The organism is Acutalibacter caecimuris, assembly GCF_034335085.1.
Classification (GTDB): Bacteria; Bacillota; Clostridia; order Oscillospirales; family Acutalibacteraceae; genus Acutalibacter; species Acutalibacter caecimuris.
On the sequence record NZ_JAWXXJ010000047.1, the window covers coordinates 1 to 11,987 of the forward strand.

The window sequence follows — 11,987 nt, forward strand, 5'->3', positions numbered from 1 at the left end:
CTGAAACGTTGGAGAGGTATTGCCACTCGTTATGCCAAAACCTCGGATGCTTTTATCGCCGCGGTACACGTCCGTTGTATCGCTATTTGGGCTGCTATCCGTACTTAATTCGTGTAGACACTATCTAGTATGGGGATTATAATCTTTCTTGTTAAGGGGATATAATCCCTATATGAGGTCAACATGGCCTTGCGGCTAAGTCAGAAAGCATAACAAAGGCAGTGCCAAAAGCAGCACTGCCTAAGATGGTAAAAAGAATGGACTATTTTGTTGAGGAATTTCTAAAACTACAAGGAGGGCAAGGGGTAATCAAATCTTGTGTTCCCGTAAATCATCAACAAGGAGCTTAATGTTTGAAATTTCGTCCGCAGTCAGCCTCGTAACATCAATGACAGAAAGGCTGCCCTGCTCAAACACATTGCGCCCCAACAGGTAATCTACACTCACATTAAAAAAACCGGCAATTTTCTCAAGCATCTCAACGGAAGGCATGATATTCCCATTTTCCCAATTACTGACACTTTGTTTTGTTACCCCTAGTTTATCTGCCAACTGCTCTTGTGTAAGCTGCTGGCTGCGCCGCAGAAACCCTAATTGATTTGCAAACATAGGCCACACCTCTTTCTAAAAGAGATTATGACCTATCTGAAGGGCTTTTCTAAAATACTTGTATTGCAATGTTTGACAAGCCATGTTAAGATAAAACAAATCCATCTCTAGCTTTGTATATCCGCTTTCTAATCAGCAAAACTTCTGGCTTTTTATCTTGCTGCATCGTGAAGGTAGGAAAACGTAATATCTAAAAGGTCTTTCACAAAATTAGACTGATCCGCTGGTAACTGTTTCATCTTATCGCCCCAAGTACCATGCAGGTCAATCGTATCACTTTCAACACTGTCTTGTAACAAGAATTTTGAGGGAACTTTCAAAGCATTACTATAGTTTGACAAAGAGAGGCATACTGGGGAGTTTTGTTCCAGCCTCGATTTTACGAATATGAACGGCCCCTATTCCGCAAAGTTCAGCTAATTCCTCCGAGGTCAGCCCACGAGCTTTGCGTGCATCACGAATCCGATTTCCAAGTGCAAATTTCTCCATATGCTTTTCTCCCTGTAGCCTAAAAGTACGCTTATATGTACTATATAGTATACAGAAAGCCCAGAGCAAGCAAAAAGAGTCTTGTAGAACCCAAAAGTAAAACAACTCGCGAATTTTGTAGCCTTGTGGTATAATTAATAAAACTACGCCAACCAAAGTCACAAAAACAGAAATATGGCTCCACAGTTCTACTCTATTTCTGCCCAAGTCCTTTTGTGATAGCGATTACATTTTCTAACTGTTCTTCGTTTAAGCGCTTTTCCGCCTCCACAAGTTCATCTATTTTAGCTGGATACTTTGTTTCTGTGTCGAAGAATTGTTGTGGCGTAATACGGAGATATTCACAGATATAGAAGAAACTCTGCATAGACGGAAAAGTTTTCTTGTTTTCAATGCTGCTTATATAATTATCAGCCTGCCCAAGTGAGAGTGACATCTCCCTGGCTGAAACTCCCTTTTGTGTTCTTAGTCTTGCTAACCGAATAGGAAAGAAATCCTCATACATTGTGAGCACCTCCCTTTGTAATAGATTGTACTCCGTAGGGTAGAGAAATTCACGAAGTCAGAGGATGTATTTGTGCTGGTGCGCGAGGTTAAAACTCGTATAATTTGAGATATAGAAATTCAAATCTTTTAGATTGAATTTTTGGAAATAAAAATACCGCATATATAGCCTACGGTTTCTTCGGCCACCGCTGATACCACAACATGAATTGGATGGTATAGAAAAAGGCTGAACGCTACCATTACGGAGCTTTACAGCCGTGGAGTTGTACATTGTGATAAGGAATGGTGAGCCAGAAGATAAAGACGGCCGGTACTGTACAGGTTCTTCCCCCATAATATGTCCCAAGTTGGGGCGCATTATGGGGTGAGTAAACGCCGGAAACAGGACTAAGTTCAGGGGATCACTTCTGTCCTAGTCTATACAAAAAAGGGGTGAATAAACTTCAAGAAAAAACACATATGCATGGCCTGCAGCTTTACGCAAGATGACATAGCCGCCACACTATGTATAAACCGAACCACCTGGTATTTGCTCTGGTATATGTAGGTGATATTTTCTGCTGTCAGTGCGCTCATATGATTCACTGCCTTTCCGGCCGGGGCCAAGCAGGTTTATAACTCTATTGTAGCAGTTTCAAGCTATTTGTATAATGCGACTGTATCAATTAATATTTTCCCCAGCCCCCCATAAGGATAAGTCATGTGTGGAGTACCATCGCTAAAACCAAACGGAATAGGTATTTAGCACTGCAAACTTAGAAATCATTGCCTACATTTCGAATCGGTATCAACTATTCATTCTGCCCACCCAGTAACATGATAGGTTCAATACGCAGACTGTAATTTGTCATGACCGCTGAAAGAATCAGTACAATCAATAGGATCCCCAACGGTACAACAATATAAAGCATAATCTGAACAGAATTCGCACCACGGTCAAGGTAAATATCTGTTTCGCTATGTTCGTTCTCAGCCCATAAGCTGAAGTCCCTGCTGAAATAGGCTGTTTCCATGCTGTCTGGAGGGATTTCCGTTTTTATATCATGCGACACATTTGATTTCGTTTCCATAGCTAGCCAACTCCCATAGCTACCTAGAATTACTGCCGGCAATGTCAAAACAAAAATCCCTGCCAGCAGAGAAACCCTACACCCATGCCTGGATACGCCCATGCTGCGTTCAACCGCAGTTCGCCTACGCTCTTTCACCACGAAAAAGTAGAGCAGCAAGATTACAACTGTCAGCGCGGAAAAGATTCCCACCCCCAGCAGTAGCCCGGCGCTCAGTCTGGCACTTTTCAGGCTGTCAATCATATCCTCATACCCATTGTCATCATAAACAATCTCCAGCCTGGCCGCGTCAGGTACAGCCCGATTCAGAGCAGTATGAAACGCAGCAATTTTCCCGTTAAGTATTTGAAAAGAGGTATCCATGCCGTTCATGGGCTGATAGTAAGCGATGTGATCTTCCCACCCTATCCCGATAGAACTGGTGGGAACTATAATTGTATCATAATCGAGCGCATTTAAGCCGTCACCCACCTGTTTGTACGCCCCCACGATCTCATATTCCTCGTCCCAAAACGATTCATACAACTTTCCCTCCGCATCCAGCGGAGTAAATGAATAATCCAAATTAAAGTGAAAATTACGAAACCAGGTTGGAATAAAGCCGTAAAGCGCCACTCTCATGGGCAGCCGGATCTTGTCGCCAATTTTTAAGACATTTCGGGTAAGCAGTTCATGGGAAACCACGCATACTTTTGCTCCTTGGAGGAACTCTTCCTGCTTGATCTCCTGCCCTGAAGAAATAAATGCCTGTTTGCTGTGAAAGGCAGGGATTAGGTTTACGCTCTCTGTGGGGGCCACAGCCAGGGGACAAGTGCTTTTTTCTAATTGCAGTGCCCTAATCCAGTTAAGCCAGTTCTGGCCCCGGCCGCCTTCGCCCCAAAAGCCGTCTGTCACTTCATCAATACGGGTATTCCGGCTGATAGTGGAATTACCTCCCTTTATCTGTCCGTTGACCGTGTGTTGCGTTGTAAAAGGGCCTTGTACCGGCATATAACCCTCATTTTCCGATCCACTCCCTGTGTCCAGCATATGCATGGTAAAACTCAAATTTGCAATGTAAGTCTTTCCCACTTCAAGCGGTGTCAGGTCAAATTTTTGAACGATAGGAACCACCTTACCGGGTGATAGATCCTGCTCACTATAACCCATAATATGGGAACCAACCGCATCGTATTTGTTATACATAGCCTCCTGAATTTCAACCTTTACGATTTGCTCCAAAGCGGTACAGTCTTCCAGTGGGGTAAACACTACAATATGGATGCTGTCGGCAGTATACGCGTCGCTTGTACTGTGTAATGCGGGATTATACGCCAGCAGGAAAGGGCGTGTTTCTGGGCCGTTTATATATTCGGTGCCTTGGAAATCCAACATATCTGCCCGTAGGAGCGTATCCCCCTGCTGCCAGTGCTGGGTCACAGTCGCGATCGTGGTAAACTGATTCTCGGCCGCATCAATTTGCAAATTCGTTTTCACCATGCTGACCGCAGAAAAGACCAACAAAGCTGTGACGGCCGCAATCAACAGGAAAAAGAGCAGCGCCCGTCCCGGTCTGCGGAATAATTGCTTGATGCTGGTCATAAACATAGCGCCCTCCTTAGTTTCTCTGTGTCAGCAGCGAGAGTGTGTCAAATCGCATGAGTTGCAGGATGGCTAGCATTGTCCCTACACTGGCACAAAGCAGATACACGGATAATATCCACAATGAATCGCTCACCGTAATACCCACATAGGCCACCAATATGGCACTGGCCAGCATACCGCCCAGCATTTGGGTCAACACCGTGCTGGAAAAATGCACAAAGCTGATCCGCAACCTACCCTCTCCTATTGAACTGGCAATCGCTATATCTTTGCGGCTGCTCCGCAGTACCAGAAAAACAGTAAGCATGACGGTTCCCGTTACCAACCCGAAAAACGGCACTTGGAATCCCCGGTATATTTTCAAGGTTTCGCGCAAATCCTCGGCCGTCTTAATAAACAGTTCATCCTCAACGGAAATGGCGTCGCAAGTTCCAAAGCCGCTAGAATTCCCCGCCTGCACAAAGCCTAAGTTGATGAGGGTTTCCTTGAACCGTGTCAAATGCAACGGATCATCCAAATTAACAGACAGAGAACTGTAATAGAATGGTTCTCCGGCACGTTCAGCAGAAGTGCGGAGCCAGGCTGCGGGCACAACCATATCCGGCGTGCGTTCGCCGTTAACCTCATTGTATGGATAAATGGCTGCAACCTGCAAGGCATGGTCACCGATATAGGTATATTCTTCGCCGGAAGAATAGTAAGTCAACGTGTAGACCGGCAAGATCATATAATCCCCCAGCCTTACTCCCATTTTCTGCGCATACGGCTCTGAGATCCCACAGGCAGCTTGATTGCTCGAAAGGAATCCCGGGCCATATTCATCCCCATAAGCCATACGGTCTATAGAGAGTGCAGGTATCGCTTTCACGCAGTTGGCTGCACGCATCATCATATCGCCACCCGGCTCATGGCCTGCCTGGACAAACTTACCGGCTACTCCGCCGGCTGCTCCGGCCGTACAGCGTATATCGTGCACATTCAAAGAGGTTAAAACGTCATATCGCTCCGTATCGATGAATATCCGGGTGCTTTGTGTTCCGGCACGGTTCATCACTCTAGCGGTAACTGGAATACTGTCGGCCAAATGATCCAACATAGTTTGTTGCGCCTGAAGATTGCCCATATACGCCCCCATGCTAATCACCAGCATAACCGCTGCCAGCACCAGGATTACAGCTTTCCCCAGCGCACGGGAAAGCCGGTACTGTATTTCAGTCAGCAGGAACATAACCGTTTCCCCCACTCCCTTTTTCTCGATTCTTATGCCGGAATACCAGCAGCCACCGCATACCAGCAGCGCTAACAACTCCCATATCCTGCTATTCGGGAAAGCGTTCTGCCTGTCCACCAAAACATAACTAGTTGGCTGGAACACGAAGAAATAGGATCCGGCCAATAGCAGTACGTAAAATGTAATGCATATGGCTATGCACCAGCCTGCCAGCTTTTTACCAGGGGTTGTGATCAACCGGAACCGTTCCACCAATTCTTGACCTGAACCGGCGGCAAACAGTGGCGTGCCTAACGGGGAAACATAAGGGACCCTATGGCCCACTGCCATGATGGATCGCAGAATCACCGCAAGGTACTCTGTTTTCTCACGGTGGGAAAAGGCTTTCGTAACGGTCAAATCGCATTTGATCTCCAATATCTGATTTATATCCTTTTTTCAGCAGCCAGACTACCGGATTCCACCAGAACAGGCAGCAGTACATATGCACCAGAAATTTGATTTGTAAGTCCCGATTGCAAAAATGCGTATATTCATGTTTAAGGATATAGTATAATTCTTTCGGCTCATACTCGTTATTGGAAAGGCATATCTGTGGATGGATAAGCCCAGTCCCTATGGGCAAATCCAGTCCTTGCTTATACACGCGAACCGGAACATCCAGCCTGCGGGGCGCTTGGGCCTTCACCGTTTCCAGAATCCGTTCCGCGTATTCGTGCCGAATCCCCGCGCGCTTTCGCAGTTGATAGGAGATACAGGTCTCCCACACTAAAAAGGCAACCAGAAAAAGAACTGTTCCTGCCGTCCAGATCAACGCCAGCAGCTTTCCCACATTCCTTCCACTGGGGATTCAGGCAGGGCATATGTAGTATATTCACCAGGCCATCCAGCACCGTTACTCCCACCGGGACGGCCAAAGAGAATTCAACCGGCAGCGCCATTCGCAGCATACACAACAGATATAGAAACAGCACTACCCGTATGCCAAATATCCGCAAAAAGGGCTCTTTTTTTCTCAGGCCATGAAGTCCCAGGGCAAGCACTGTACCGAAGAATACCGCCACAATCACAGTGAATATGGTGATATGCACGCTACTCACCCCTTATCTTTGGTACTCAATAAATGAATTGGGTCAATTTGAAAACTGCGGTACAGGAGCACCTGTGAAAGCACCAGCACCAGAAGAAAGACCCCCAGCGGCACGGCAAAATAAACAGCAACGGGGGCTGCCACCTCAATTTCCACATTTTCAGCCAATTCTCTGCCCTCGGCCCACATACTGTACCGGGTATCATAGGTAAACCGGCTGTTCGCTTGTTCCACCGTTTCCCCTTTTGCCTCCGCCCCCTGCACTTGATCCAGCGCCAAAACCCCGCCTATACTTCCGATACCAGTCGCGGCAATCGTGAGGACCAATAGGCCCGCCAGTAACGAAACCCGGCACTGGCGCTTGCTCATACCCAAACTGCGCTCGATAGCAGTACGTTTTCTTTCCTTCACTACAAAAAAGTAAAGCAGGAGGGCTATGATGGCTAATGCCGCCAAAACACCGGCAGCAAGGAGCAAAAAGGCAATACTTCTGCTTGCCTCCAAAGATTGTATAATCTCTGCATACCCCCGGTCATCATAGGAAATAGCAAGATTTTCCGTTTCCTTTACGACGCATTTTAGCGCGGTGTCAAATTCCGCAATACTGCCATTTGGTATCTGGAAAGATACTGTGTTTTTGCTCATGGGTTCATAGCAGGCAATATTTTCATTGTCGCTGGCCTGTACCGATTTGGCCGGGATAATGAGCATATCGTCAACCATATCATGGGTAAAGTCCCCTCCGGCGTTGTATATGCCAACTATTTCATACGCCTGCTCCCAGAACAGTTCATACAATTCACCCTCCGCATTCAGCAGGCTGAAGTCATACGGCACCCGTCCCAGGGAAGAACCCATGTCCTTATAACATACGCAAAGCAGTGGCAGGCTTATTTTATCGCCTACTTCCAGTTGGTTTGGGCCGGCAAGCATATCAGGTACCATACAGACCGTCGCGCCTGCTGCAAATTCTTCCGCAGATATTTTTCTTCCTGCAACCACCTTTGCCTTTTCTTCATGCCAGGACGGTAACAGGTTCAGGCTGTTCGTTCCTGTGGTAAGGAATAGATAATCTTCCATCTCATACTGTTCCGCCCATAAAACATACCTGTACCCCGGATGACCTTCCTCATAGAAATCCGCGCCGGATACCTGTGCTACCGCGCCTCTGGCTCGTTCTGTCTGTAAATCCCCTACTATCACCGCGTTTTCTTCACGGCCATACTGGCTGGAATACGGTGCTATATACGACTGGTACTCAAACCCATGCGCTGGGCATTCCCCAGAAAGGATGACTGTGCTCACATAACATTCGCCTACCGTAAGCGGATAGGCGAACCGGCTCCATGCTGGCAAAGAGGGATGATGTCACCAACCTGCAAGGTTTGGTCGGTATGGCCGTCGGCTGAAGTAGCGTGCGCAGGATCCATATTGCTTTGCAACACCTTTGTGATTTTGACTTCTACCGGGCCATCCTCTCCGGTGCTTGATTCCAACGGCGTAAATTCCAGAATATGCCGGCGGTTATACCAGATATCGCTATGCCGCATTTGCGGAAGATAGGAAATATAGTAAGGCCGGTACTCCGGTTCCTGCACATACGCTGCACCGGGAAAATCTAGTACATCAACCGTGAGAAACGCCCCATACGCAGGAGCAGAATCTGTATACACCCCATAGCAGGGATCAACCACCGTTTCCGTATCCGTTTTAATTGGTAGCTGCTCCACATAGCCCACAGTCGAGTACGTATCCTCTACGATTTGAATGCGCCGGGAATTTTCAATGGACATAATAGCCCCAATCACAATCAGCGCGGTACTTGCAGCCATCAACAGGAAGAATAAAACCGCCTTGCCTGGCTGCCGAAACAACTGTTTTAAGCTCAATCCAAACATGACTTCCCCCTCCTTATTCTGTTGCGGTCAGCAAAGCAAAGGTATCAAAATGCAGGATCAAAGCCAACGCCAAACCGTTTCCGATGCAAGCACACAGCAAAAATACGCCGCATATGATTAGCGCGCCACCTATGGAAAGGCCTGTGCCCAGCACTGCTACCGGAATAATCAGGATACACCCTACTGTTTCAGAGAAAAGAGCCGCCAAGAAGTTCGCCAGGGCACTTAAGAACTTTGGCCGTCCCAGAGAACTTGAAATGGCGATATCACGCCGGGAACTTCGCATGATCAGAAAAATTGCCAACACAATCAGCCCAATTACCAAAGTAAAAAAGGCGCCAGAAAATTCCTGAAAAGCATAATGTTTTGCCCCAACTTCTCCGCAGACGCGATATATTGCTCATCATCCACAACAATGCTTATGCCACTGAATTGATCCTGAGCATCCGGGTTTGGTTCAAGGAATGACATCTCCATAATGCCTTCTTTAAACTCGTTAAGCTGTCTGGGATCCTTCATCCGGCCGGATACATCATTGTATACAAATGCTATGTCCTGCTCCTCCGCAGTCCTACGCATCCAGCCTACAGGGACAATAAACTGCTGGGGGTTTAGGGTCGAGTGGCTCGTGCCGACTACCTTCAGGCAGTGTTCACCCAAAGGGGCAAAATTCGTCCCATACTGGTCGAATTGCAGCATATAAATTAAGTAGCTGACTTCGCTGCCCACCTCTATCCCATTATTCATGGCAAATTCTTTATCCACCAGGCAAAGTGGTTGTTCGGTTGTTAAAAAGCTTTCGTCGTACCCATCCATATAGGTGAATTCACCGTCCGGCATCCAGATAGCGGCCAAGCAGTTGACCCCGGTGGTCGTGCAGTCCCCTCCAGAGAAGTGTTCTGCTGCCCTGGCCTCCACGCCATAGGCCCCCTGCGCGTAAATCACTGTTCTGAGCGCCTCAAGGTATGGGTTGGATATAAAGTTGTCGCAGCGTATGGGTTCGATGTTTATCCCTAAGCCGAATTCCCCCCGGCTATTCGTCACATCAACCTGAACAGGCGTGGATCTTGCTAACTGCTCTAATGTTTCTTCACTAGCGCGGATGTTCCCCAAGTAAAACGCCATGCACCCTGCCAACATAGCCGAGGCCAGTAACAGTATAATGGTTCTTCCTTTATTGCGAAACAACTGCCAAGCGGTTTCCTGCAATACGAACATGGTCAGCCCTCCTTTGTGATGTGCCCGCCCTTCATGCGATAGGCCACATCGGCCTTGGCAGCGGTCCCCATATCATGCGTAACCACAATCATGCAGCGGTTCCCCTCCCCTGCCGGCCGTTTCAGCAAGCCCATGACCATCTTACCATTCCCCGAATCCAGATTACCGGTAGGTTCATCCGCAAGCAGGACTTCCGCGTCGCTGGCCATAGAGGCCCGCTGTTGCCGGCCGCCTGCGCGCATGGCCGGGCACTGGTGCACATCCAAACAGCCCAGTCCCGCAGAATCAAGAATTTCTTTTGCCCTGCTCTTGGCACGCCTAATAGGAACGTGCACAACTCTCATTGGATATGCCACATTTTCCAAAACAGTAAGATTGGCAAAAAGTGTGCCCACCTCTACTCCTTCTTTCCATCCTCATATTCCTCAATAATCTCCCTTAAGGTGCAAATCAACTCTTCCAGGTTTTTCTTATTGTTGACCTTTGCCAGGGCTACCGCTTCAACCTGGAGCAACCTTGGAAAAGACACCGCTTTCATATCCAGCATACGGGCGTAGTATTCCTCTTTGGTAATCAGGCAACGGTATACACGGGAATACTTACGCCCCCTAGATTCCACGCCGCAACATTCGATGGCGCCTTTTTCTTCCAGAGAACTGAGGATAAACCGCAAGTGGCGCTCGGTATAGACCATGCCGCCCCATTGCTCTGTGATCTTTGCAAAGCTGATCGGCTCCCCCCCGGGACCAAAGAAACTCCATCAGCGTTTCTTCACCCTTACTAAACAGTTCCTTTTCCATCTTGTAGCCCCTCTTGTTTCAAATTTGGCTTTCCAAAAACTTATTTGGAGATTCTATCTCCTTATTTGATTCTGTTTTACAAAACAAAAAGGTGGATGTCAAGCACTATCTTGCTTGTTTTTTTCAAGCGATAGCCCTTTGCCTCCCCCTTTCCCCTGGGCCAATCACTCCAAAAATCTTGTATTCTCCCTTCGCGCCATCTTTTTCATGCAAAAACTCACATTGGTAGCACACACCGGTGGTATAGTAACAGGAAGAGGTGGTCGTGCTATAACAAAAATTCAGGTTGTCAAAGATGCTATGGCAACAAACAGCCTTGCCAGCAAGGCGGAGGCGGCAAAGGTCGATTTTCTGCGGCCACGTCCCATGAACTGAAAACCCCCGTTACCGCGCTGCAAGGTATGCTCGACAGCATGATTATGGGTATCTCCCTTTAAAAAGGCCGTGCCGGGCAGACCGCATATCCATACGCGGCATATTTTACCGCTTTCCTTTCTGATTCCTTCTCCCATGCCGAATGATCCAGTCCTGGGCCTTGCTCTCGCCCATCTTCTCCCACTGTGCAATAATAAAATCTGCTTTCTCCGGCGCGTCCTTATACAAGTCGTTGAGATTATTCCCAACACTTTTTTGAACAAATCTTTCCGGGTCATCCTTCAGCTTTGTAAGAATGGTGCTGTATCTTTCAAATTCATCCAATGCGACTGACAGTCTTGGCGACCAGGGCAGCCTGTTTCTAACCCCTTCACTGGCAAGCCGCCGGACATGAACATTCTCATCCTCTGTCCACCGAATGAGTTCGTCCATCACTTCTTTCGGATGCTCTTGTAATAGCGGGCGGATAGCATACTCCCCGGTAAATCTTTTCGTTAATTCTTTCAAAAAGGAAAGCGATAAAACCCAGTTCTCATTTCCATGCAGTTCCACATATCTTCCAACCGGCCATAACCACCAGCCCAATTTAAACATCCCCTCTGGCTTTTCTAACGGGGGCCCCAGCATATCAAAAAATCCCCGGATGATCTCTGTGTAATCGCCTGCCATACTTTCTTCCATAGCGTCCACCATACAGTCAAGCCTGGCGAACAGTTCTTTATCGTCCAATTTTCCTATCAAAGAATGACGAAACTTTTTTTCATCAAATCCAGGCATTACCAAAAGCATTTTTTGAGAAAGATCAAAAATATACCCATCGTTATAATAGTCTTTATGTTTCATCTTCACCTGCTCCTTGTGGGGTAATACCCACGTTATCATTATAGCATAGCTGCAAGCCGCGTTGCGCCTTGCCAAATCGCCAAGGCGATTTGTAAACTTGCTCTGCAAGTTTTGGCTCTACTGAAATATCCTGCGGATATTATAAGCATAGCTACAAGCCGCGTTGCGCCTTGCCAAATCGCCAAGGCGATTTGTAAACTTGCTCTGCAAGTTTTGGCTCTACTGAAATATCCTGCGGATATTATAAGCATAGCTACAAGCCGCGTTGCGCCT

Annotated in this window: 15 protein-coding genes and 1 pseudogene; 2 read left to right on the forward strand and 14 right to left on the reverse strand. The window is 47.4% G+C overall.

Features of this window, described 5'->3' with window-relative positions; translation table 11 throughout:
• A pseudogene (locus U8U01_RS16235) lies at window positions 1-108 on the forward strand (IS5/IS1182 family transposase); the annotation flags it as partial.
• Window positions 109-309: 201 nt separating this feature from the next.
• On the opposite strand, the gene U8U01_RS16240 reads toward U8U01_RS16235, so the two are convergent.
• The 13 genes from U8U01_RS16240 to U8U01_RS16300 form a co-directional block, all read right to left on the reverse strand.
• Window positions 310-609 carry a helix-turn-helix domain-containing protein gene (locus tag U8U01_RS16240; protein WP_322176516.1) on the reverse strand — a complete coding sequence of 100 codons (300 nt, stop codon included), beginning with the start codon at window positions 607-609 and terminating at the stop codon, window positions 310-312.
• Between the two features lie 152 nt (window positions 610-761).
• Window positions 762-950 (reverse strand): hypothetical protein, encoded by a 189-nt coding sequence (locus U8U01_RS16245; RefSeq protein WP_322176519.1) that lies wholly within the window; start codon window positions 948-950, stop codon window positions 762-764.
• The gene (locus U8U01_RS16250) at window positions 937-1,098 is read right to left on the reverse strand and encodes a helix-turn-helix domain-containing protein (RefSeq protein ID WP_322176522.1); all 162 of its coding nucleotides are present in this window, start codon (window positions 1,096-1,098) and stop codon (window positions 937-939) included. Before U8U01_RS16250 ends, U8U01_RS16245 begins: the two co-directional genes overlap by 14 nt.
• A gap of 193 nt (window positions 1,099-1,291) precedes the next feature.
• Window positions 1,292-1,603: a helix-turn-helix domain-containing protein gene (locus tag U8U01_RS16255; protein ID WP_322176524.1), complete on the reverse strand. Its 312-nt coding sequence runs from the start codon at window positions 1,601-1,603 to the stop codon at window positions 1,292-1,294.
• Between the two features lie 793 nt (window positions 1,604-2,396).
• A complete protein-coding gene (locus tag U8U01_RS16260; RefSeq protein ID WP_322176527.1) occupies window positions 2,397-4,262 on the reverse strand; it encodes an ABC transporter permease family protein in 1,866 nt (621 codons plus the stop codon).
• Window positions 4,263-4,272: 10 nt separating this feature from the next.
• Window positions 4,273-5,889, reverse strand: a complete 1,617-nt coding sequence (locus tag U8U01_RS16265) for a hypothetical protein (RefSeq protein ID WP_322176528.1) — start codon at window positions 5,887-5,889, stop codon at window positions 4,273-4,275.
• Complete coding sequence (locus U8U01_RS16270) at window positions 5,858-6,322, reverse strand: M56 family metallopeptidase (protein ID WP_322176532.1); 465 nt, start codon at window positions 6,320-6,322, stop codon at window positions 5,858-5,860. The genes U8U01_RS16265 and U8U01_RS16270 overlap by 32 nt, the downstream gene beginning before the upstream one ends.
• 264 nt (window positions 6,323-6,586) lie before the next feature.
• On the reverse strand, window positions 6,587-7,885 hold the full coding sequence (locus U8U01_RS16275) for an ABC transporter permease (protein ID WP_322176535.1): 1,299 nt from the start codon (window positions 7,883-7,885) through the stop codon (window positions 6,587-6,589).
• An 11-nt stretch (window positions 7,886-7,896) separates the two neighbouring features.
• On the reverse strand, window positions 7,897-8,478 hold the full coding sequence (locus tag U8U01_RS16280) for a hypothetical protein (protein WP_322176538.1): 582 nt from the start codon (window positions 8,476-8,478) through the stop codon (window positions 7,897-7,899).
• Between the two features lie 13 nt (window positions 8,479-8,491).
• The gene (locus tag U8U01_RS16285) at window positions 8,492-8,803 is read right to left on the reverse strand and encodes a hypothetical protein (protein WP_322176541.1); all 312 of its coding nucleotides are present in this window, start codon (window positions 8,801-8,803) and stop codon (window positions 8,492-8,494) included.
• Window positions 8,797-9,696, reverse strand: coding sequence for a hypothetical protein (locus U8U01_RS16290; RefSeq protein ID WP_322176544.1), 900 nt, complete (start codon window positions 9,694-9,696; stop codon window positions 8,797-8,799). Before U8U01_RS16290 ends, U8U01_RS16285 begins: the two co-directional genes overlap by 7 nt.
• Window positions 9,697-9,698: 2 nt before the next feature.
• On the reverse strand, window positions 9,699-9,962 hold the full coding sequence (locus tag U8U01_RS16295; protein ID WP_322176547.1) for a P-loop NTPase family protein: 264 nt from the start codon (window positions 9,960-9,962) through the stop codon (window positions 9,699-9,701).
• 131 nt (window positions 9,963-10,093) lie between these two features.
• Window positions 10,094-10,390, reverse strand: a complete 297-nt coding sequence (locus tag U8U01_RS16300; protein ID WP_322176550.1) for a hypothetical protein — start codon at window positions 10,388-10,390, stop codon at window positions 10,094-10,096.
• Window positions 10,391-10,867: 477 nt separating this feature from the next.
• Here U8U01_RS16300 and U8U01_RS17375 point away from each other — a divergent pair, with 477 nt between their 5' ends.
• A complete protein-coding gene (locus tag U8U01_RS17375) occupies window positions 10,868-10,933 on the forward strand; it encodes a hypothetical protein (protein ID WP_331678472.1) in 66 nt (21 codons plus the stop codon).
• A gap of 43 nt (window positions 10,934-10,976) precedes the next feature.
• Here U8U01_RS17375 and U8U01_RS16305 read toward each other — a convergent pair whose 3' ends face one another.
• Window positions 10,977-11,714 carry a DNA alkylation repair protein gene (locus tag U8U01_RS16305; protein WP_322176553.1) on the reverse strand — a complete coding sequence of 246 codons (738 nt, stop codon included), beginning with the start codon at window positions 11,712-11,714 and terminating at the stop codon, window positions 10,977-10,979.
• Window positions 11,715-11,987: the final 273 nt, after the last annotated feature.